The 20,862-nt window shown below is 71.2% G+C and carries 20 protein-coding genes and 3 tRNA genes; 7 read left to right on the forward strand and 16 right to left on the reverse strand.

Annotated elements, in window-relative coordinates; translation table 11 throughout:
• Positions 1 to 11: 11 nt before the first annotated feature.
• Complete coding sequence (locus tag IEY87_RS36890) at positions 12 to 1,421, reverse strand: S28 family serine protease (protein WP_189143480.1); 1,410 nt, start codon at positions 1,419 to 1,421, stop codon at positions 12 to 14.
• Between the two features lie 206 nt (positions 1,422 to 1,627).
• Between IEY87_RS36890 and IEY87_RS36895 the strand changes: the two genes are divergently transcribed.
• Entirely contained in the window at positions 1,628 to 2,257 is a 630-nt protein-coding gene (locus IEY87_RS36895; RefSeq protein WP_189143481.1) for an alpha-ketoglutarate-dependent dioxygenase AlkB, read from the forward strand.
• A 343-nt stretch (positions 2,258 to 2,600) separates the two neighbouring features.
• Here the strand turns inward: IEY87_RS36895 and IEY87_RS36900 are convergent, their stop codons facing one another.
• From IEY87_RS36900 to IEY87_RS36935, 8 genes are all read right to left on the reverse strand, one after another.
• Positions 2,601 to 3,611 carry an NADPH:quinone oxidoreductase family protein gene (locus IEY87_RS36900; protein WP_225277593.1) on the reverse strand — a complete coding sequence of 337 codons (1,011 nt, stop codon included), beginning with the start codon at positions 3,609 to 3,611 and terminating at the stop codon, positions 2,601 to 2,603.
• A 52-nt stretch (positions 3,612 to 3,663) separates the two neighbouring features.
• Complete coding sequence (locus IEY87_RS36905; protein WP_308426473.1) at positions 3,664 to 4,164, reverse strand: MerR family transcriptional regulator; 501 nt, start codon at positions 4,162 to 4,164, stop codon at positions 3,664 to 3,666.
• Positions 4,103 to 5,188 carry a WD40/YVTN/BNR-like repeat-containing protein gene (locus IEY87_RS36910; RefSeq protein ID WP_189143484.1) on the reverse strand — a complete coding sequence of 362 codons (1,086 nt, stop codon included), beginning with the start codon at positions 5,186 to 5,188 and terminating at the stop codon, positions 4,103 to 4,105. The genes IEY87_RS36905 and IEY87_RS36910 overlap by 62 nt, the downstream gene beginning before the upstream one ends.
• Before the next feature lie 78 nt (positions 5,189 to 5,266).
• On the reverse strand, positions 5,267 to 5,809 hold the full coding sequence (locus tag IEY87_RS36915) for a YciI family protein (protein ID WP_189143485.1): 543 nt from the start codon (positions 5,807 to 5,809) through the stop codon (positions 5,267 to 5,269).
• 161 nt (positions 5,810 to 5,970) lie between these two features.
• Positions 5,971 to 6,045, reverse strand: a tRNA-Val gene (locus IEY87_RS36920).
• Position 6,046: 1 nt separating this feature from the next.
• Positions 6,047 to 6,120 (reverse strand) — tRNA-Cys (locus tag IEY87_RS36925).
• Positions 6,121 to 6,135: 15 nt separating this feature from the next.
• Positions 6,136 to 6,207: transfer RNA gene (locus tag IEY87_RS36930), tRNA-Gly, on the reverse strand.
• Between the two features lie 38 nt (positions 6,208 to 6,245).
• Positions 6,246 to 6,878 (reverse strand): ACT domain-containing protein, encoded by a 633-nt coding sequence (locus IEY87_RS36935; RefSeq protein WP_189143486.1) that lies wholly within the window; start codon positions 6,876 to 6,878, stop codon positions 6,246 to 6,248.
• Between the two features lie 83 nt (positions 6,879 to 6,961).
• On the opposite strand from IEY87_RS36935, the gene dusB reads away from it, so the two are divergent.
• A complete protein-coding gene (gene dusB, locus IEY87_RS36940; RefSeq protein ID WP_225277592.1) occupies positions 6,962 to 8,071 on the forward strand; it encodes a tRNA dihydrouridine synthase DusB in 1,110 nt (369 codons plus the stop codon).
• A gap of 32 nt (positions 8,072 to 8,103) precedes the next feature.
• On the opposite strand, the gene IEY87_RS36945 is transcribed toward dusB, so the two are convergent.
• On the reverse strand, positions 8,104 to 8,883 hold the full coding sequence (locus tag IEY87_RS36945) for a phytanoyl-CoA dioxygenase family protein (protein ID WP_189143487.1): 780 nt from the start codon (positions 8,881 to 8,883) through the stop codon (positions 8,104 to 8,106).
• Positions 8,884 to 8,939: 56 nt separating this feature from the next.
• Here IEY87_RS36945 and IEY87_RS36950 point away from each other — a divergent pair, with 56 nt between their 5' ends.
• Both IEY87_RS36950 and IEY87_RS36955 read left to right on the forward strand, forming a co-directional pair.
• On the forward strand, positions 8,940 to 9,851 hold the full coding sequence (locus tag IEY87_RS36950) for a helix-turn-helix domain-containing protein (protein ID WP_225277591.1): 912 nt from the start codon (positions 8,940 to 8,942) through the stop codon (positions 9,849 to 9,851).
• A 24-nt stretch (positions 9,852 to 9,875) separates the two neighbouring features.
• Complete coding sequence (locus IEY87_RS36955) at positions 9,876 to 10,457, forward strand: hypothetical protein (RefSeq protein WP_189143489.1); 582 nt, start codon at positions 9,876 to 9,878, stop codon at positions 10,455 to 10,457.
• Between the two features lie 136 nt (positions 10,458 to 10,593).
• Here IEY87_RS36955 and IEY87_RS36960 read toward each other — a convergent pair whose 3' ends face one another.
• From IEY87_RS36960 to IEY87_RS36970, 3 genes are read right to left on the reverse strand one after another with little or no spacing between them, the layout of a single operon-like run.
• Positions 10,594 to 13,092: a DEAD/DEAH box helicase gene (locus IEY87_RS36960; protein WP_225277590.1), complete on the reverse strand. Its 2,499-nt coding sequence runs from the start codon at positions 13,090 to 13,092 to the stop codon at positions 10,594 to 10,596.
• Between the two features lie 41 nt (positions 13,093 to 13,133).
• On the reverse strand, positions 13,134 to 13,634 hold the full coding sequence (locus tag IEY87_RS36965; RefSeq protein ID WP_189143490.1) for a GNAT family N-acetyltransferase: 501 nt from the start codon (positions 13,632 to 13,634) through the stop codon (positions 13,134 to 13,136).
• A gap of 24 nt (positions 13,635 to 13,658) precedes the next feature.
• Positions 13,659 to 14,927: an acyltransferase family protein gene (locus IEY87_RS36970; protein ID WP_189143491.1), complete on the reverse strand. Its 1,269-nt coding sequence runs from the start codon at positions 14,925 to 14,927 to the stop codon at positions 13,659 to 13,661.
• Positions 14,928 to 15,111: 184 nt separating this feature from the next.
• On the opposite strand from IEY87_RS36970, the gene IEY87_RS36975 reads away from it, so the two are divergent.
• Entirely contained in the window at positions 15,112 to 16,359 is a 1,248-nt protein-coding gene (locus tag IEY87_RS36975) for a sensor histidine kinase (protein ID WP_189143492.1), read from the forward strand.
• The gene (locus tag IEY87_RS36980) at positions 16,350 to 16,997 is read left to right on the forward strand and encodes a response regulator transcription factor (RefSeq protein ID WP_189143493.1); all 648 of its coding nucleotides are present in this window, start codon (positions 16,350 to 16,352) and stop codon (positions 16,995 to 16,997) included. Before IEY87_RS36975 ends, IEY87_RS36980 begins: the two co-directional genes overlap by 10 nt.
• 242 nt (positions 16,998 to 17,239) lie before the next feature.
• On the opposite strand, the gene mihF is transcribed toward IEY87_RS36980, so the two are convergent.
• The 3 genes from mihF to IEY87_RS36995 form a co-directional block, all read right to left on the reverse strand.
• Positions 17,240 to 17,545: an integration host factor, actinobacterial type gene (gene mihF, locus IEY87_RS36985; RefSeq protein WP_189143494.1), complete on the reverse strand. Its 306-nt coding sequence runs from the start codon at positions 17,543 to 17,545 to the stop codon at positions 17,240 to 17,242.
• Between the two features lie 105 nt (positions 17,546 to 17,650).
• Positions 17,651 to 18,055: a GlcG/HbpS family heme-binding protein gene (locus tag IEY87_RS36990; RefSeq protein WP_189143495.1), complete on the reverse strand. Its 405-nt coding sequence runs from the start codon at positions 18,053 to 18,055 to the stop codon at positions 17,651 to 17,653.
• 181 nt (positions 18,056 to 18,236) lie between these two features.
• On the reverse strand, positions 18,237 to 19,526 hold the full coding sequence (locus IEY87_RS36995) for an ROK family protein (protein ID WP_189143496.1): 1,290 nt from the start codon (positions 19,524 to 19,526) through the stop codon (positions 18,237 to 18,239).
• A 66-nt stretch (positions 19,527 to 19,592) separates the two neighbouring features.
• On the opposite strand from IEY87_RS36995, the gene IEY87_RS37000 reads away from it, so the two are divergent.
• Positions 19,593 to 20,780, forward strand: a complete 1,188-nt coding sequence (locus IEY87_RS37000; protein ID WP_225277589.1) for an MFS transporter — start codon at positions 19,593 to 19,595, stop codon at positions 20,778 to 20,780.
• The last annotated feature ends 82 nt before the right edge of the window (positions 20,781 to 20,862 follow it).

Consider the following 20,862-nt stretch of genomic DNA (forward strand, 5'->3'; position numbering starts at 1 on the left):
TCTTCGCGTGCTCAGCGGGTACGGCGATCGGGGAGCATGTCGTCGTCAGGGATGGCCGCCACCCGGCTGCGCTCCGCCGATTGCGCGTCCGCCCATCGACGCAGGGTGTCGGTCGCCGCCGCGCGATCCGCCTCCGACAGCCGGGCGATGTTGGCGCCGTGGTTGGCGCCGGGCGCGACGTACAGGGCGGAGTCGCGCCTGCTCGGCGTGAAGCGCTCGGCGCTCCACGGATCGTTCTCGCCGTAGACGAACAGGATCCGCTCCGACCGGGTGCGCACCCAGTGGTCCACGTCCAGCATCGGCCCGGGATCGTGCCGGGAGCGCAGCTCGGCGGGGAGCACCGAGTTGGGCTGGTAGAGGCCGCGGTGGCGCACCAGCCCGCGCAGGTGCCGGAACTCCAGGTCGGGCCAGCCCAGCTGGGTGGCCGCCTGGTAGTAGTAAGGCGTGTAGTAGTCCAAGCCCTGGTCGGTGTAGAACCCGAAGAAGGCGACACCGTCGATCCAGGCGTAGAGCTCCTCGTCCGTGGCGGTCACGGGCGGCACGGCGGCGCAGTCGGCCTCGGTGGAGTATTGCCAGAACGCCCACACCGTGTCGAGGATCGTCATCTCGAACGACCGGTCCGCGCTGCCGAGCGTGCGCGCGAAGGTGTAGCCGTTGCGCGCGGCGTCCGCCTCCAGCAGCGCCACCATCCGAGCGCGCCGCTTGAGCGCCTCACGCTGCACGCCGTCCAGCGCCGCCCGGCAGGACGCGGAGCCGACGCGGGCGAAGAACCTGTCGTAGAGGTGATCCTGGGGATTGCGCGGGTCGTTCGGGGCGACGTAGGCCACCACGCCGTCCACGTCGCCGGGGTAGAAGCGCCGGTGGTAGACGGACGTCATGCCGCCCTTGCTCGCGCCCGTCTGGATCCACCTGCCCGAGTAGACCGTCTTGAGCGCCTGGACGATCCGGTGCTCGTCCGTCGCCTCCTGCCAGATGGTCAGGTCGTCCCAGTCGGCCGGCGCCGGTCGCGAGGAGCGGAAGAACCGGTGCTCGACGGAGACCTGGTTGCCGTCGACCAACTGCGTCGGCTCCGTACGCGAGGCCGTGGGGTTGACGGGCAGGCCGTAGCCGCCGGTGTAGAGGACCACGGGGGCGTCGGCCGAGCGGTGCAGCAAGGTGAGCCGCTGCTCGAACGTGCCCCGGCGCGGATGCCGGTGATCGACCGGCTGGGTGAAGGACAGGACGAAGAACCGGTAACCGGCCGGCTGCGACTCCGACACCACGGTGAGTCCCGGGATGGCGGTGAGCTTGTCGAGCAGGTCGTCCCGCACCACCACGGACGCCGGGGCGGCCGGCTCGGCGGCTGCGGGAAGAGGCTGAAGACCGAGCGCCGTCACGACGGCCATCGATGCCGCGAGCGCGGCCAGGCTCAGGGATCGCATGGGCGAGCTCCTTCGGGGGGACCTGTGTCGCCCGACGGTATACCGATCAAGGCCGACCGAACAACGCTCCGCACTCCCCATCGAGGCCGCTGTCAGCCGACATCGGCGATGACGGTGCAGCGACGCCGTCCCCCCCGTGCCGTCGGCAGAATCCGCATGGACGCTCAGTCGAATGTGTGTTTGAACGATCGCGTACACTCGAAGGCATGAGAGCTGTATTCCAAGCGTCTCTGCTGGGTGTGGACGAGGAGCTCGGGTTCGGGCGGCTCGGTTCGGCGGTCCGCAGGACGTCGCTGGAGCGGGGCGCGTGGCTCGATGTCCGGCCCGGCTGGGTCGCCGGGGCGGACACCCTGTTCGAGCGGCTGGCCGAGACGGTGCCGTGGCGGGCGGAGCGGCGCAAGATGTACGACAAGGTGGTGGACGTGCCGAGGCTGCTGAAGTTCTACGACGAGGACGAGCCGCTGCCGGACCCGATGCTGGACGACGCCCTGCGCGCGCTCAACGACCACTACGCCGCCGAGCTCGGCGAGCCGTTCCGCACCGCGGGCCTGTGCTTCTACCGCGACGGCCGCGACAGCGTGGCCTGGCACGGCGACACCCTCGGCCGGGGCAGCTCCGAGGACACCATGGTGGCGATCGTCTCGGTCGGCAGCCCCCGCCCGCTGCTGCTACGGCCACGCGGCGGCGGCCCGTCGATCCGCCACGACCTGGGCCACGGCGACCTGATCGTGATGGGCGGCAGCTGTCAGCGCACCTGGGAGCACGCGATCCCCAAGACGGCCCGCCCGACGGGCCCGCGCATCAGCGTCCAGTTCCGCCCCCGGGGCGTGCGCTGAGCGCCTGGCGCATTCGTCTCGCGGCCGAGTTCTCCGTTTCCGTCGTCGCGTCCCGCGCTGACCGGTCCGGAACCAGGGGAGATGACCGTTGCGCAGCAGTGAACTGGCCGCTCTCGCCGGAGTCACCGTCCGCAACGGGCGCGGGCTGACGTTCGGGCAAGCGGTCGAGGCGGTGACGGCCGCGATGGACAGCAAGGCGATGTGGCCGGTCGCGATCGCGGGCATCGCGGAGCTGAAGGCAGGCAAGGGTGACAGCCTGCTGAAGCTGCGGGACAGCTACCACGGGCGGACCGCCGACGGCGGCTACCCCGACTCGCTCGAGGCCACGTTGGCGACGACAAGCTCAGCGCCAGGGATCGAGGGCATGCTTGCCGCGTGTCCGGCCTGCTTCGAGTCGCCGCAGCACGGCCGGCCCCTCCGCCAGGGGGTGCACCTGGGGGGTGCCGGGCGGGTACACGCCGTGGGCGATGAGTGCCTCGATCTCGACCAGCAACGACCGGTAGAGGGACGGCTGCCGCAGCGCCAGCGCACCGATGTGCAGACCCTTGATCTGGACCTGGTGGGTGAAGATCAGGTCATGCGTGGTCAGAGCGGCATCGCCGGAGGCGGCACCGAGTACGACAACGCGTCCGACGAACGGTTCGGTGACCGACAGGCTGACCTCGAACGTGGTCCGTCCCACCGATTCCAGTGTGAGGTCGACCCCGCCGGTCAGGCGGGTGATCTCCTCAGCCAGATCGGGGCGCGTGGGGTCCAGGACTTCGTCGGCGCCAAGGGCCTTGACGGCGCCGTGCTTCGCCGCCGACGCCGTGGCGATCACCCGCGCCCCGTAGTGGCGAGCGAGGCGAACCGCGGCCTGCCCCACGCCGCCGGCCGCGGCGTGAACGAGCACCACCTCACCGGCCTTGATCTCGCCCAGCGGCTTCAGCGCCGCCAAGGCGGTGGCCCAGTTGAGCACCAGGCCGAGAGCTTCGGCATCGCTCCACCCGGAAGGCACGGGAAGCACGCCCGCGGCCGGCATCGTCATGTACTGCGCGAAGGCGCCCGGGCCCACTCCGACGACATGGGTGCCGAGGGGCAGCGGGCTCTCGACGTCCGGGCCGACACCCACGATCTCGCCGGCGGCTTCGAAGCCCGCCACATAGGGTGCCTGCGGGCCCCCGCCGTACGTTCCGTGGGACTGCATGACGTCAGCGAAGTTGATCCCGGCGGCCCCCACGCGGATCAGGTAATCGCCGACCCCCGGGGTGGGTCGGCGCCGATCGGTCGTGAGGGTCAGATCGTTCGGTCCGCGGTGCGATCGCTGGACCAGTGCTCGTACCGTCTGCTCAGTAGGGTGCTGCTGCGCGTCCATCTCCATGCGTCGAAGGTAGGAGTCTGACACTTGCGTCAAGGTCAAGCGGCGGTCATAGATCAGGGCGGCGGGCCTCGCGAAGGTAGGCGTCGAGAGCCGCCTGCTGATCGCTGAGAAGGGCGATACGTGCCGCGAGCCGATCGCGATGCCTCTGCACCTCGTACAGGAACTCCGCGCGCACCACATCAGTGCCGACGGCGGGTTCGTCGGTGAGGCGGGGCAGAGCGTCCCTGATCAACCGCACGGGCAGCCCGGACTCCAGCAGCGAGCGGATGATGAGCACCCGGTCGATCGTGGACTGGCAGTAGTCGCGGAACCCATTGCTGCGGCGACCAGGGACGATCAAGCCCTCGTCCTCGTAGTGCCGCAACGATCGCGCACTCGCGCCGCTGGCTCTGGAGGCTTCGCTGATTTTCACACCTGTGAGCAACGTCCTGGTGCCCCGCGCTCTTCCAGCACTCACCGGCCCCGCGCTCTTCCAGCACTCACCGCTACGACGAAGCGGGCAATCGGTGGTGCCCGAGGGTGAGGCGGGCCACCCGGCCCTGCTCACCGGAGGCCCAGCACGACAGGTCGCGCGTGCACGCCACCGTGTCGAACGAGCCGGTGTCGAACGTCCGCCAGGTCCTCCCGCCCGTGTACGTGACGTCGCTGCCCGACGGTCCGACGGCGATGGCCGCGAAGGGCGTGTGGGGCAGCCAGGTCACGCCGGATCTGTAGGCCGGCGGCGGCGTGGCGGCGGCCTTCCAGGTGGCGCCGCCGTCCCCGGACACCGCCGCCGCGCTGGGCGACGCCTGGTCGGGCCGGTAGTCACCGCCCACCGCGACACCGTGCCGCGCGTCGCGGAAGGCCACCGCGAACACGCCGCGCGCCGGGTCGGCCGCCGGGATCGGCGTGTCGGCCACCGTCCAGGTGCGCCCCCGGTCCCGTGAGTGGAACACCCGCGAGCGCTCGGCCCCGCCACTGGCCAGCCACACGTCCCGCCCGCCGGAGGTCACCAAACACTGCCCGCTCGCCGCGAACCCCGCCTCACCGGGCAGCGCCTCGGGCATGCCGCCGGCGGGCAGCACCTGCCAGCTCCGCCCGCCGTCCTCGGTGGCGAGAATCCTGAACCTGCCGTCCACCGGGTCGCTCATCGCCAGCCCATGCCGCTTGTCGAAGAACGCCACGCAGTCGTAGAAGGCCCTCGGCTCGTCGTTGGTGAAGGTCTGACTCCAGGTACGGCCACCGTCCTCGGTCCGGTAGATCCGCGAGTCGGCGCCCTCACCGATGGACAGCACCACGGCCCGGCGCGCGTCGAACGCTTCCACGTCCCGGAACTGCAGGCCGTCGGTGCCGGGCGGAGAGACGTCGAGCCAGGTCCGCCCGCCGTCGACGGTACGCAGCACGGTGCCTTCCGACCCCGAGGCCCACACCACGTCCCGGCTGACCGGCGACAGCCCTCGCAACCGCGCGGTCACCCCGGTCTCCTTCAACTCCCAGCCGGGAGCCGGCGTGGCGGCGGCATGGGCGGTCAGCGGGGTCGCGCCGACCAGAAAGGCCGCTGACAGCACGCTCAACGCACACCGAAGTCTCATGTCAGGCAAACTAGCTCAAAGGATCACCACCGTCCATGGCCGGTGGATCTTCCCACGTCAACGAGCGCAGGGCCCTCGTTACCGCCGCCCGCCGAACGCCCAGTCGTGGACCTCGATGGCGGCGTACCGGTCCGGGGTCAGGACGGCGCGTGCCGCGTCCGGGTCCGGGGCCCGGATCAGCAGTGCCGTACCCAGCCAGGTGGTGCCGTCGTCGGACAGCAGCGGCCCGTACGCGATCAGTTCGTCCTGGTCGGGTGGCGGGACGAGGTCGGCGGGTTCCCCGGAGCCGAGACCCAGCACCAGGTAGCGGTTGCCGCCCTCGCGGCCGCCGGGAAAGTCCCACATGGTGCGCCCCAGCACGTTGCGCCACCGGCGCACCAGCACGTCCCGGTATACCCCGGCCTGGTAGTTGGGCTCGTCGAAGGCGAACGCGCGCGCGGTGGCGGGATCCGGCAGGTCGACGATGTGCACGCTGCCGGTGACCGTGTCACTGTCGAAGGTCGGGCCACGGGCGATCAACTCCGCCGCGTACCGGTCCATATAGGACCAGTGCTCTTCCACCAACGTGTCCCGCAGCGGCATGGAGTCAGGACGATCACGGTGATAACAGAAGAATTCCATGCCGAAACTCCTACCATGGAGCGCGGCGACGGCTCCTGCCGGTCATCTGTTCGGCCCTGAGAAGGACTTCACGGAGTGGGCGTACGTCACAGGAGCGATCAAGCCGGGACAGCGAAGAGCCCCAGACTCCCGGTGTGTGCCGTGAGCTGGGGCGTCAAGCATGGTGGACGATACTGGGATTGAACCAGTGACCTCTTCCGTGTCAGGGAAGCGCTCTCCCGCTGAGCTAATCGTCCTTGGAGGTGGAGACGGGATTTGAACCCGTGTGGACGGCTTTGCAGGCCGCTGCCTCGCCTCTCGGCCACTCCACCAAGTGACTTACTTAGAGCGGAAGACGGGATTCGAACCCGCGACCCTCACCTTGGCAAGGTGATGCTCTACCACTGAGCCACTTCCGCGTTGCCCATTAACTCTAGCGGGTTCCGCGACCGGATGCTCACTTCAGGCGGCGGGCGACACTTCGCTCGGTCGCGGGCAGGGCGAGGAAGATCTCCAGGATGCGGGTGAGGCGGTGCACCTCGATGCGGTGGAAGGCGGGGCCTTCGCTCCGGGCCAGCAGGAGGGACAGGGCGAGCGGCGGCAGCGGGGCGTGGATGACGTGCAGGCCGCCTTCGAGTGTGCGGGCCGTCGGGCGGGGCGGGACCGGCTCGGGCGGCGCCACCTGCTTCGGGGCGCGCCAGCTCGCGTAGACGACGTCGCGCTCGGTCGCGGTGGCCGCCCAGTCGGCGCTGAACAGCACCGGCAGCGAGTCGACGAGCGTCTTCAGCGCCCGGTCGCCCGCGGTGGTGATGTATTTGAGTATCTCCAGCTCGGGGTAGGTGCCGGGGGCCTCACGGGTGCTCCAGACGCCTTCGACCGTCACCTCGGGCACGCCCGCCAGGCCGTCGAGCAGCGCTTGTTTGGACGCCTCGTCGGGACAGTGCACCGTGAGGTCGTCCACCGCCCGGCCGGCGCCTCGTTCGAGGACCGTGACCTGGGTGATGTCGGTGCCGGCGGCGCCGAGGACCCTGGTGATCTGGGCCAGCGAGCCGGGCTTGTCGGGCAGCGTGATGCGCACGCGTAGAAGCATCCATCCCTCCCCGAGCGAGATGCCGGTTCACACACTATCCGGCGAATACCGCTCACGGCTCGACCTGCGCTACAACTGACGGGGTGAAGATAGGGCCGATCGAGGTGTGGCCGCCCGTGGTGCTGGCGCCGATGGCGGGCATCACGAACGCGCCGTTCAGGGCGCTCTGCCGGGAGCAGGGCGCGGGGTTGTTCGTGTGCGAGATGATCACGACGCGCGCCCTGGTGGAGCGCAATCCGCGGACGCTGCGGATGGTCAGGTTCGCCGGGTCGGAGTCGCCCAGGAGCATCCAGCTGTACGGAGTGGACCCGGACACGGTGGGCCGCGCGGTCAAGATGATCGTCGAGGAGGACCTGGCCGACCACATCGACCTCAACTTCGGCTGCCCGGTGCCCAAGGTGACCAAGCGAGGTGGCGGCTCCGCGCTGCCGTACAAGCGCAATCTGCTGCGGCGGATCCTGCGCGCGGCCGTCGCGAACGCGGGCCCGCTGCCCGTGACGATGAAGATGCGCAAGGGCATCGACGAGGACCACCTCACCTATCTCGACGCGGGCCGCATCGCGGTCGAGGAGGGGGTCGCGGCGATCGCCCTGCACGCCCGTACGGCGCGGCAGCACTACGGCGGGGTGGCCGACTGGGACGCGATCGCGCGGCTCAAGGAGGCGGTGCCCGAGGTCCCCGTGCTGGGCAACGGTGACATCTGGAGCGCCGACGACGCCCTGCGCATGGTGGCCGCCACGGGGTGCGACGGCGTCGTCGTGGGCCGGGGCTGCCTGGGGCGGCCGTGGCTGTTCAAGGACCTGGCGAACGCGTTCGACGGCAGCCCCGAGCGGGCCCGGCCGACGCTCGGCGAGGTGGCCGCGGTGATGGCCAGGCACGCCGAGGGGCTCACCGACTGCTTCGACCTCGAGCGTTACGCGGTGACGGACTTCCGCAAGCACGTCGGGTGGTATCTCAAGGGGTTCACGGTCGGCTCCGAGCTGCGCCGCGCGCTGGGCACCGCCGAGACGCTCGACGGGCTGCGCGAGAGCCTGGCCAGGCTGGAGCACGACCAGCCGTGGCCGCCTAATACCGACACCCCGCGCGGCAAGTCCGGCGAGCGGTCCAAGGTCTACCTGCCCGACGGCTGGCTGGACGACCAGTGGGACTGCGACGTGTCACAGGACGCCGAGTCCGACATTTCCGGCGGTTAGTGCGGGGCAGGCGGCCTCCACGCCGCCGGCGGTCAGTGCGGGCCGGTGATCTCCACGCCGCAGGGGCCGCCGCCGGTGGCGGTCTCCAGGGGGGCCGGGGCGCCGGACATGGTGAGGGTGCGGTAATAGCCGGAGATGCGCTCGGCCGAGCGGCCGACGTAGTGGCAGATGAAGCTGCGCCGGAACCGGTCGGCTGTGGTGTTCGGCTCCGAGCCGTGCACCAAACTGCCGTTGAAGAACAGCACGTCGCCCGGCTCCATGTCGATCGGCACCCTGGGCAGGCCGGGCGGCGGCGGGACGAAGTCCCTGGTGAAGGAGACGCCCGGGTCGGCCTCCTCCGGGCAGAACAGGTCCATCCGGTGCGTGCCCGGCACCACCTCCAGGCCGCCGTTCGCCCGGTCCACCCGATCCAGCGCCACCCACGCCGCCACGCAGGTCCCCGGCTCGACCCGCAGGTAGAAGTTGTCCTGGTGCAGCGCCTGCCCCCTGGCTCCCGGCGGCTTGAAGTAGAACATGCTCTGGGCTGCTAGCGGCTCCTCGCCGAGCAGCTCTTCGAGCACCGCGCCGAACCGGGCGTCGAGCAGGTAGCGCAAGGCCAGAGCGTTCACCTGGTGCGGGTGCATGACACGCGGGTAGTCGCGCAGGATGTCGTACGGCCTGCCGGGCTCCTGCGGCTCGGGGGAGAAGTGGCCGGGGATGGGCCCTCCGGCGTGCAGCGCCATGAACTCCTCGCGCAGCCCGGCCACCTCGTCGGGCGACAGCATCCCGGGGACGAGGACGTGGCCCTGGTCGTTGAAGTCGTCGAGTCTCATGGCGTTCACGCTAGGCGGGGGGCGCGTGCGAGGGTATGACGGTGACCGCTGAGAACATGCCTGTTCCTGCTGCCGAGCTGACCATCGTGGGCCACTACGACCAGCCTTCCGGCTACGCCACCCGCCGGGCGTCGGGGGCGCCGAGCTGGCTGCTGATGTGGACGCAGGCGGGGGCGGGGCACGTCGAGCAGTCGGGGGTGTCGTTCCTGGCGGCGCCCGGCGACCTCGTGGTGCTGGGGTCGGGGGCGGCGCACCACTACCGGGTGGCGCCGGGAGCCGCGCGGTGGCGGTTCTGGTGGGTGCACTTCCAGCCGCGTCCGTCGTGGCCGGGGTGGCTGGCGCCGCACGCCGCCGCTCCCGGCTGCCACCGGGTGGCGGGCGTCGCACCGGCCCTGCACGAGCGCATCGACCACGCCTTCGTACGCGCACTCCGCGACGCCCGCTGGCTACCTCCCTCAGCGCTGGAGAACGGCCGGCCCGGGGCGCCGGAGCACAACCCGCCCTCGGCCAGGGAGCACGGTCCGCCCGCCGTGACCGGAGGGCCGCCGGTCACCGCCATCGCCGGGTCCGTGGCGGCGCGGGAGCTCGTGCTCGGGGCCGTGGAGGAGGTGCTGGTGCTGGTCACCGCCTCGGCCCGCCCAGGTGGGGAGAGCGGGGACGCCCGGATCCGCCGCGCGCTCGCGCTCATCGCCGCCGAGCCGGGCGCGCCGCACTCGGTCGACTCCCTGGCGAGGGCCGTGGCGCTGTCCCCGTCCCGCTTCGCGCACCTGTTCACCGCCGAGACGGGCCGCACCCCGATGCGGGCGCTGCGCGAGGCCCGGATGCGGCACGCGGCCACCCTCCTGGACGCGACGGACCTGGACATCGGGCAGGTCGCCGCCGCGTCCGGCTTCGTCAGCCCGTTCCACTTCAGCCGCGCCTTCAGACGTGCCTACGGCCTGCCGCCCCGCGACTACCGAGCCCGCTGACGGCGATCCATGTCATTCTCAACCATGGTCACAACTCTGCTGTTATCCGCCGCCCTGGCCGTCTCGGCCACCGTCGGCATCCCCAACGGCTTCATGCTGTACGACAAGGCCGCGGCCAAGAAGGACGACAACCCGGAGCACAGCTGGCGGGTGAACGCCAAGAAGAACGCCAAGCTGGTGCTCAACCCCTGCGACAAGGCCAAGCTCGCCCAATCGGGGCGCAAGGCGGCCAGGACCCTCGTCTACACCGCCGTGCCCGACTACTCCAAGTCCGAGCAGGTCATCCTCTACTCCTCCCGCTCGGCGGCCAAGAAGGCGCTGGGCGACCTGCACCGGGCCGTGCGCGCGTGCGGCTCCTCCGGCTACCGCTACTCCAGCAGCGCCGTACGCCTCGGTGACGGGGCGCTGGCCGTCACCGGCCAGGCCTACCGGGGCCGGAAGGTCGCCATCGGCGGCGAGCGCGGCCTCGTCACCCGCCGCGGCAACGCGCTGCTGATCTACACCGTGGGCGGCGAGTGGAGCAAGCCGGCCAAGGCCGACTTCACCCAGCAGACCAAGGACACCAAGCGGATGCTGGCGAAGATCTGCCGCATCGCCGCCTGCTGATCAGTCCTGTGCGGCAAATGTCTCGATCTTGAGACATGGTCATGACGCTACGCCGACCTTTCCGGCGCGACACTTGAGGAACAAGCGTGTGCCGGGGCGCCCTTGCCAGTCCGTTCCGGCGCACGCTGATCTTTTTTCAGAGCCTGTTGAGCCCGATCACGTGGACGACCGCGCGCCCCTCCTCGTCGGAAGCGGCCAGGTCGACCTGCGCGTCGATGCCCCAGTCGCCGTCGCCCGCCGGATCCTTGATCGTCTGGCGGACCTTCCACAGGCCGCTCTCCTCCGCGATGCGCAGCAGCGCGGGCCCGCGCGCGTCGGCGTCGGTGAGGATCTCCTCGTGCTCGTCGTAGTAGGCGTCCAGCGCCGCACCCCAGTCGACGTCCGGCGCCAGCTCGGCCAGCTCCCGCTCCTTCTCCAGCGAGCAGAGCTCCACCAGCCGGAACATCGCGTTGCGCACGAGCACCCGGAACGCCCGCGCGTTGCCGGTGACCGGGCGGACCTTCGTCTCCAGCGCCTGGCGCCGCTCCAGTGCCTCGTCCGGGTTGGCCAGCTTCTCCCACTCGTCGATCAGGCTGGAGTCGACCTGGCGGACCAGCTCGCCGAGCCACTCGATGAGGTCGACCAGGTCCTCGGTCTTGAGATGCTCGGGGATGGTACGCGACAGCGTGCGGTAGGCGTCGGCCAGATAGCGCAGCACCGTGCCCTCGGACCTGGACAGCTCGTAGAACTGGATGTACTCCCCGAACGTCATCGCCCGCTCGTACATGTCACGCACCACCGACTTGGGGCTGACCGTGTAGTCGCCCACCCACGGATGCCCCTGCCGGTAGGTCTCGTACGCGCCGAGCAGCAGGCTCTCCAGCGGCATCGGGTACATGATCTCGGCGAGCGCCTCCATGCGCTCCTCGTACTCGATGCCGTCGGCCTTCATCTCCGCGACGGCCTCGCCCTTGGCCCGCTTGAGCTGGGCCGACAGGATCTGGCGCGGGTCGTCCAGGATGGACTCCACGATCGAGACGAGGTCCAGCGCGTACGACGGCGAGTCGCGGTCGAGCAGCTCGAAGGCGGCCAGCGCGAACGTGGACAGCGCCTGGTTGAGCGCGAAGTCGTCCTGGAGGTCGATCGTCAGTCTGGCCCGCCGGCCCTGGTCGTCGGGCTCGGCGAGCTGCTCGACCACACCGCCGGCCAGCAGCGAGCGGTAGATGGCGATGGCCTGGCTGATGTGCCGCCGCTGCCACTTGCGGTCCTCGTGGTTGTCGGTCAGCAGGTGCTTCATCGCCTGGAAGCAGTCGCCCGGCCGGTTGATCACCGCCAGCAGCATGGCGTTGCTCACCTTGAACCGTGAGTTGAGCGGCTCGGGCTCGGCGTTCTGCAGCTTCTCGAACGTCTCCTCGCTCCAGCCGACGAACCCCTCCGGCGGCTTCTTGCGGGCGTAGCCGCGCCGGCGCTTGGGATCGTCGCCGATCTTCGCCAGCGCCTTGGCGTTCTCCACGTCGTGCTCGGGCGCCTGGCAGGCGACGTAGCCGATGGTGTCGAAACCGGCCCGCCCGGCCCGGCCGGCGATCTGGTGGAACTCGCGGGCCCGCAGCCGCCGCACCTTGTTGCCGTCGTATTTCGACAGGGCCGTGAACAGCACCGTCCTGATCGGCACGTTGACGCCCACCCCGAGGGTGTCGGTGCCGCAGATGACCTTCAGCAGCCCGGCCTGCGCCAGCCGCTCCACCAGCCGCCGGTATTTGGGCAGCATCCCGGCGTGGTGCACGCCGATGCCGTGGCGCACCAGCCGCGACAGCGCTCGGCCGAAGCCGGTGGTGAACCGGAAATGGCCGATCATGGCGGAGATGGCCTCCTTCTCCGCCTTCGTCGCCATGTTGATGCTCATCAGCGACTGGGCCCGCTCCATCGCGGCCGCCTGGGTGAAGTGCACCACGTAGACGGGCCCCTGGCCGGTGCTGAGCATCTCCTCCAGCGTCTCGTGCAGCGGGGTCATCCGGTAGGAGTAGACCAGCGGCACCGGCCGCTCGGCGTGCTTGACCACCGCGGTCGGCCGCCCGGTGCGCCGGGTCAGGTCGCGCTCGAACATCGACACTTCGCCCAGCGTCGCCGACATCAGAATGAACTGCACGTTGGGCAGCTCCAGCAGCGGCACCTGCCAGGCCCAGCCGCGATCCGGCTCGGCGTAGAAGTGGAACTCGTCCATCACCACCTGGCCGATGTCGGCCGCCGCGCCGTCCCGCAGCGCCACGTTGGCGAGGATCTCCGCCGTGCAGCAGATGATCGGCGCGCCCGGGTTGACGCTGGCGTCGCCGGTCATCATGCCGACGTTCTCGGTGCCGAAGACCGCGCACAGGTCGAAGAACTTCTCCGACACCAGTGCCTTGATCGGCGCGCTGTAGAAGGTGCGGATGTCCTTGGTCAGCGCGGCGAAGTGGGCGCCCTGGGCGACGAGGCTCTTGCCCGAGCCGGTCGGCGTGGCCAGGATCAGGTTGCTGCCGGACACCACCTCGATCAGCGCCTCCTCCTGCGCTGGATAGAGGGTGAGCCCCCGTTCGGAGTTCCAGGACACGAACGCGTCGAAGATGGCGTCGGGCTCGGCATCGATGTCTTCGGGCAGGCGGTCAATGAGAAGGCTCACACACCTATCCTGCCGAAGTTCACAGCATGGTCGGACCGGTCTTACCGCCTCAAGTCGAGTTGGAGCAGAACGGTGTCCAGCCACCGGCCGTGTTTGAACCCCACATTCCGCAGCCGGCCCGCCTCCTCGAACCCGAAGGCCGCGTGCAGTTTCACCGACGCCGGGTCACCGCTGTCGGCGATCACCGCGACGAGCTGACGGGCCTCGGTCCCTGCGGCGGCGGAGATCAGCTCACCCAGCAGCAGCCGGCCCAGCCCCCGCCCGGTCGCCTCCGGCGCCAGGTAGACGCTGTCCTCAAGGGTGTGCCGGTAGGCGGGCTTGGGCCGATATTGACCGAGGTAGGCGTACCCCAGCACCTCGCCGCCGTCCTCGGCCACCAGGAACGGCAGGCCCGCCGCGGCGATCGTGGCCGCCTTCGACCGCCACTGCGCGAGCCCTGGCGGCGTCTCGTCGAAGGTGGCCACGCTGCCGGTCACATAGTGGGCGTAGATCGCGGCGACGGCGGGCAGATCGGCGTCCGCGAGGGGGCGTATCAGCGTCATGGCAGGTCATTCTCCCCGCCCCGCTCACAGCTGGGCGCGCGGGCCCGTCACCAGCAGTCCGCCGAGGATCGCCAGGATCGCCACCACCGGGGTGAGCCCCGGCGCGAACCCGGCCACCGTCAGCGCCAGCACGCCGCCCCCGACGAGCCCGGTCGCGGCCAGCGCGCTGCCCCAGGTGGCCTTCCCGTACGGCAGCGCGAGCGGCTCCTCGAACCGGGCGAAACCCTTCAGCAGCGGCCACATCGTCAGCCCGAGCAGGGTCAGCCAGATCGGCCAGCCGGCGAGCCAGAAGGAGCCGCCGGGCGTGGGCGTGTCCAGGCGCATCCCGATCACGACCACGCCGGTCACCACGAACAGGGCCGGCATGTGCCACAGGTACGCCGTCATCATCCGCGGCCCGGCCCAGGCCAGCGGGCGGTGGATGGGCAGGCGCAGGAGCCACGGCCGCAGCAGCGTCGCCAGCCCGATCTGCCCCACCGAGACGGCCAGGATCGCCAGCGTGGGCGGCGCCATGTTGGACATCCCGGCCCCCGGCAGGCCGATCATGCTGCCCGGGTAGGGTCCGAACGCCACCAGCAGCGCGGCCGCCCCGAAGCCGCCGGCCGCCATCAGCCACGGGGCCGGGCCGCCACGGGTGAGCCGCCCCTCGGCGTACAGGAAACCGAGCTGGTGGACCGCCAGCCAGACGAACACCACGTTCAGGTAGCCGAGCGCCTCGAACCCGGTCGAGAAGCGCAGCACGTCCGTCAGCACCGCACCGGCCGCCAGCGCGACCGGCACCCGCGGCCCGTACCGGGCGTGCAGGCCCAGCAGGTACGGCGTGGCCGTGACGGCGATCAGATAGACGGCCAGGAACCACAGGAGCTGGCCGGTGAGCTTGGCCCCCACCTCCAGCGGCTGGGCGGGCACGCCGAGCGTGAGCAGCAGGTGCGGGAGCGGGATCCACACCGCCGCCAGCGGCAGCAGCGGCCAGGCCAGTCGCCGCAGCCGGACGACCAGCCACTGAGGGCCGTCGTGCGCGGCGCGGCCGAAGCTGATCGCGTTGGCCGCGCCGCCCGCGAAGAACACCAGCGGCATCACCTGGCTGAGCCAGGTGACCACCCAGAGGCCGGGCGTCGCCAGCGCGTTCCCGGTGGTCAGCCGGCTGCCGTCGAAGGACAGCACCGGGATCGTCCAGTGCTGGAACACCACCGCGGCCATGCCGAGCACCCGCAGGATGTCGAGGAACGGGTCCCTGCCCCGTGCCGGCGCGGCGGTGCGCGAGGGTGCGGCTCGCTCCAGCAGGACGGTCATGGGGGCCTCGCTTCGGTGGGGGAGTGGTGCACTCAAGGCTCCCGCCGGGACCGGTTCCGCACATTGACGAGGACCGCCGTCTTACGGTCGCCTTCCCGTCACCACCCCCGGTAGGGCTGGCCTCACCCTCAGAGGTAGGTGTACCGGGTCGAAAAGGTGCCCAGGGGGATCTAGCGTGTGAGCCATGCGCTCCCTGATGAGGCGTGTCCTGCTGGACACCCGCTACACGCTGGTGGGGTTCCCCACGACCGTGATCACCTTCGCCCTCATGCTCGCCGGCCTGGCCGCCGGCGTGGGCACCGCGATCGCGTGGATCGGCGTGCCGGTGCTCGCGGGCACGCTCATGGTCGCGCGCGGCTTCGCGGACGCGGAGCGCGGATGGCTGTCGGACGTGCTCAAACGCCCTCCGGTACGGCCCCGCTACAAGCCCGCCCCGGTGGGCGCGGGACGCTTCCGCAGGCTGATCAATCCGCTCACCAGCGGGCAGTCCTGGCTCGACCTGCTGCACGGCATCGTGAACTTCCCGATCGCGCTCGTCGCGTTCGTCCTCACCGTGGTCTCCTGGGCGATCCCCTTGGCCGGTCTGACCTACCCGCTCTACGGGATCGTCACCTCCCGTATCCCCGGCAACGTGGAGCTGCCCGAGCTGCTGGGCCTGGGCACCGGATACCTGGTCAACGCGATCTTCTACGTCAGCGTGGGGCTGTTCTTCCTGTTTCTCCTGCCGTTCACCGTGCGCGGCGCCTCGCTGCTGCGGGCCGGGCTCGGCCGGGTGCTGCTGACCGGCGTCGCCGAGCTGCACACGCGCATCGACGACCTGGCCGAAGGGCGGGCCGCCGCCGTGTCGGCCGAGGCCAACGCCCTGCGCAAGCTGGAGCGCGACATCCACGACGGCCCCCAGCAGCGCCTGGTGTCGCTCGCCATGGAGCTGTCCAGGGCGCAGCGCCAGCTGAACAAGGACCCGCAGGCGGCCCAGGCGACCATCAGCTCCGCGATCACCGCCACCCGCGAGACGCTCGACGAGCTGCGCGCCCTGTCGCGCGGCATCGCCCCGCCCATTCTGTCCGACCGCGGCCTGGCCCCCGCACTCGCCGCCCTCGCCGGGCGCTGCACGGTCCCGGTCGACCTGGAGGTGCAGACCAGCGAACGGTACGAGGCCGCGATCGAGAACGCCATCTACTTCGTCGTCGCCGAAACGCTGACGAACGTCGCCAAGCACAGCAAGGCCACGGTCTGCACGATCCAGCTCATCAGCACCGGTGCCGTGCTCATGCTCACCATCGGGGATGATGGGGTCGGCGGCGCGCATGTCGCCAAGGGACACGGTCTCGCCGGGCTGGCCGACCGGCTCCGCGCGGTGGACGGGGAGCTCATGGTGCGGTCGCCCGAAGGCGGGCCGACAGTGATCTTTGCGGAGGTTCCGTGCGTGTAGTCGTGGCCGATGACGCTGTGCTGATCAGGGAGGGCCTGGTCAGGCTGCTCGAAGAGTTCGGCTGCGAGGTGGTCGCGACCGTCGGGGACGGTGACGGCCTCGTCAAGGCGGTCGCCGAGCACCGGCCCGACGTGTCGGTGGTGGACGTGCGGATGCCGCCGTCCTTCACCGACGAGGGACTGCGGGCCGCCGTCGAGGCGCGGCGCAGGGTCCCCGGGGCGCCCGTGCTGATCCTGTCGCAGTACGTCGAGGTGTCCTACGCCGACGACCTGCTCGCCGACGCCCGGGGCGCGGTGGGCTACCTGCTCAAGGACCGCGTCGTCGACGTGGACGAGTTCATGGAGGGGCTGAGACGGGTCGCCTCCGGGGGGACCGTGTTCGATCCACAGGTGGTGTCACAGCTGATGGTGCGCAGGCGCAGGGACGACCCGCTCGCCCTGCTGACGCCTCGCGAGCGCGAGGTGCTCGGCCTGATGGCGGAGGGCAAGTCCAATCCCGCCATCGGCAGGCAGCTCGTGATCAGCGACGGGGCCGTCGAGAAGCACATCAGAAGCATCTTCAGCAAGCTCGGCCTGTACGCCGACGACAGTGACCAGCATCGCCGGGTGCTCGCCGTACTGGCCTATCTGCGGTCGTAGCGCCCCCCTGACGTTCACCGGGTGGGCCGGGCTCGCGGACCCGGACCGGCGACCGCCGGCCTACCCCGGCCACACCGGAGTAGCTGGCGTGCCCGCGGTCGTACGGCCGGAGCCTGGCTCGCTCACAGGCGCAGGGTCCGCCTGTCAGCCCCTCCTCGGCCCGCAGTCCGGCCTGACATCCCGGATGCGTCAACGGCCGGTCCGCGCGATGCTGCGCTGCGCGCGGACCTGGCCGCCCGGTATCAACCGAGCGCTTCGACCAGCTTCTTGCGCTGCTGGGCGCCCAGGCCGCCGAGACGGCGCTTCTCGTCGACGCCCGCCTCCTCCATCAGCGCGGTGGCCTTGGCCGGGCCGACGCCCTTGACGGCGCGCAGCGCCTGGGAGACCTTGATCTTCTTCGCGATGTCGTCCTCGCGCTCGAGCAGCTGGGAGAAGGTGACCTCGCCGGCCTTGACCTTGGCCAGCAGAGCGGTGCGGGCGGCGCGGGCCTCCGCGGCCTTCTCCAGCGCTGCCTTGCGCTGCTCTGGGGTGAGAGTGGGAAGTGCCATGTTCTGTTCTCTCCTCGGGGAGTTGACGATCGGGGATTCCTGTTACCCGTAGTGCAGTGGCTAATCATGGCGGATACCAGCGGTTCTTGTTGCGAAAAGCGCCGCTCAACGTGTCCGCCACACCGATGAGGCCGCTTCGGCGCACGCCACATCCTGCTCGGCGGTGCCACCGCTGACCCCCACACCGCCGGCCACCCGCTCCGTCTCGCCGTAGTCCGCCCAGAGCGGGATCCCGCCGCCGACGCAGACGAAACGGTCATGCCAGGACAGGTATTCGCCCGGCCCCGAGGCGGCCGTGGGCGCCAACTCGGCCGTGGGCCTGCGGTGGGCCGCCGCGGCGCAGGCCTTGCCCGGCGCCAGGGACGCTCCCGCGAAGCCCGCACCCTCCATACGCTGGAAAGACACCAGATGGCCGCCCGCGTCGACCACGGCCACGGAGATCACCGCGCCCTCCCGGGCGGCCTGCTTCAGTGCCGCCTCGCACATGCGTAACGCGAGCTCGAGATCCACGTACGTCCCCCTGGGTTTCGGTGTCCAGCCGCTGCCCCGACGCCTCATGCGTACAGCGCGTGCGTCGGCTGCGCAAGATCGGCTCCGGGTCCGGAACGGCCGCCGGGGGACGCGTACAGGATGGGGCCTTTCAGCCCTTGCGCGTGGTATGAATCACATTGCTCGCTCGGGCGTGTCGCGCCTACTTCGGTGTCGAAAGCCAGGTCGCGAGGCCCTCGGGGGTCAGGAAGGCGTCGAACACCGACTCCATGGCGCCCAGCAGAGAGCCGCGCCACGGCATGGCCGACGGGGCGATCAAGGGCGGGCGGTCGCGGCGGATGGTCATCAGGCCGTCCTCGACGGCTCCCGTCAGCACGGGCGCCACCCGCTCGTACAGATCCGCGGCCAGACCGGACAGGACGACCACCTCCGGATCGTGCGCGTTCACCAGAGCAGCGATCCCCCTGCCGAGCGCCCGCGCATTGGCCGCGACCGCCTGCATGGCCGCCTCCGCCTGTACGGCCGCCTCCGCCTGATCGGCGGTCGTCCGGTCAGCCGGCCCGCCATCGGGTGGGCTCGCCGCCTTGGTCGCTGCCTGGGCGAGGAGGTGCGCGGCCTGGGCTCGGCCTTTGCCGCCGCCGTAGGCGAGGCCCATGTGCCGGAGCAGGGCGTTGGCGCCCACCTCCATGCCCCAGCAGCCGCTGGCCCCGCACATGCAGGGCGCGTCGCCGCCGGTGAGGGGCATGTGGCCGAACTCGGCGCCTATCCCGCTCGCTCCGCCCAGTGGCCTGCCGTCGACGATCAGGACGCCGCCGAGGTCGAAGTCCACATGGAGGTGCAGCCCCACCTGGACGCCGCGCAGCAGCCCCCGGCGAGCCTCCGCGAGCCCGGCCAGCGCCGTGTCATTGCCCACTCGAACGAAGCCCGGGCGGTCAGATCCCGGACGCTCGGATCCCGGGCGGTGGACGGCGAGGAGTGCGGGGACGTCCACTGAGCGCCAGCGCAGGTGGGCGATGTCCACCAGGTCGCCCTCGCGGACCGGACCGGCCACCGCCACGCCCACGCCCACCACGCGGGTGCCGTAGCGCGCCAGGTGGTCGCGGATCGCCTCGCCCAGCGGCAGGAACACGCCCTCCGGCGTGCCGTCGTGCTCCTGGACGCCCAGGACGGTGATCCGGCCGCCCAGCTCGCAGGCCGCCAGCTCCCAGGCGTCCTCGCGTACGTCGACGGCCAGCACGATCGGGCCGTCCGGGTGAGGGCCCGGCACCAGCGTGGGCCGGCCTCGTACCTGCTCGGGCGCCGGGACCTCGTGCAGGAGCCCGTCCTCCACCAGCCCGCCGACCAGCACTGACGCGGTCCCCCTGGCGAGCTCCAGCTCGCGGGTGAGGCGGGACCTGGTCCAGGTCGCGCCGCAGTCGTGGACGGCGCGCAGCAACCGCACCCGGTTGTGCGCGCGCAGTTCGCCGCTGGTCCGTGCCCCGTTCGCAATCATCGTATTTCTCATTATGCTCTAGCCGTGAGCAAAAAATGGGGCGATGCCCAACGTGCCCGACTTGGTGTGTTTATTTTCTTCTTTCTGTGCGGGTTGGTCATGGGCCTGTGGGCGGCCGGGCTGCCCTCGCTGAACGACCGTCTGGACCTCGGCCCGGCCCGGCTCGGCACCGTTCTGCTGCTCATCTCCGGTGGCGCGCTGGTGTCCATGCTGGCGGCCGGGCCGCTGGTGGACCGGTGGTCGAGCCGGGCCGTCTGCTGGTTCGCCGGGCCGTTCTCGGCGGTGGTCCTGCTCGGTCCCGCGCTCGCGCCGAACTACGCGGCGCTGACCGTGCTGGCCGTCGTCTTCGGGCTTGGGCTCGGGGTGACCGAGGTCGCCATGAACGCCCACTCCGTCGAGGTCGAACGCCGCTACGCCCGGCCGATCATCTCGGCTTTCCACGGCACGTGGAGCCTCGGTGGCGCGGCCGGTGGCGCGGTGACCGCACTCGTCCTGCGGGCCGGGCTGGACGCCCAGACGCTGCTGGTGGTGGCGGCCGTGGTGGTGCCGTTCCTGTACCTGCCGGCGGCGCGGCTGCTGCTGCCGGACCCGCCCGGCGACACCTCGGCGAGCCCGGCCGCCGGGGAGCGCCGATCCGCGACCTCCCTCAAGTGGGGACTGATCGCGCTGCTCGGCGGGGCCGCGTTCGCCGGTCACCTGGCCGAGGGCGCCGCCATCGACTGGGCCGCGCTGCACGCCCGCTGGGTGCTGGGCACCGACCCGGCGCTCGCGCCGCTCGCCTACACCGTCTTCGCGGTGGCCATGACCACCATCCGGCTGCTCGGCGACCCCATCCGGGCCCGGCTCGGCTCGGTGCGCACGATCCAGCTCGCCGGCCTGCTGGCGACCTGCGGGTACATCCTCGTCCTGGCGGCCCCGCTGACGGGTTCGCTGGCCGTGGTGTGCGCCTGGACCGGCTGGGCGCTGGCGGGGATCGGCCTGGCCACCGTGGTGCCGGTCATCTTCAGCGCCGTCGGCGCGGCGGGCGGCCCGGTCGGGCGCGCGCTGGCGCTGGTGACCGCGTTCGGCTACAGCGGCCTGCTGGTCGGGCCCGCCGTGCTGGGGTACGTCGCGGAGGCGTCGTCGCTGCCCATCGCGCTGATCGTGCCCGCCGTGCTGGCCGCGGTCATGGCTCTCACCGGCGCGCCCGCCATCCTCGCGCTGGACCGCGTCGCCACGCCGCCGGAGCCCGTGCCGGTGGCGGCCCGCGACTGATGACCGGGGGGCGCGAATCCTGGCCGGGACCTCCCGCCAACGCGCGGGACCGAATCCCGGTCCAGGGTTCCCGCCCCCTAGT

It is taken from the genome of Nonomuraea glycinis (genome assembly GCF_014646515.1).
In the GTDB taxonomy this organism is placed as follows: Bacteria; Actinomycetota; Actinomycetes; order Streptosporangiales; family Streptosporangiaceae; genus Nonomuraea; species Nonomuraea glycinis.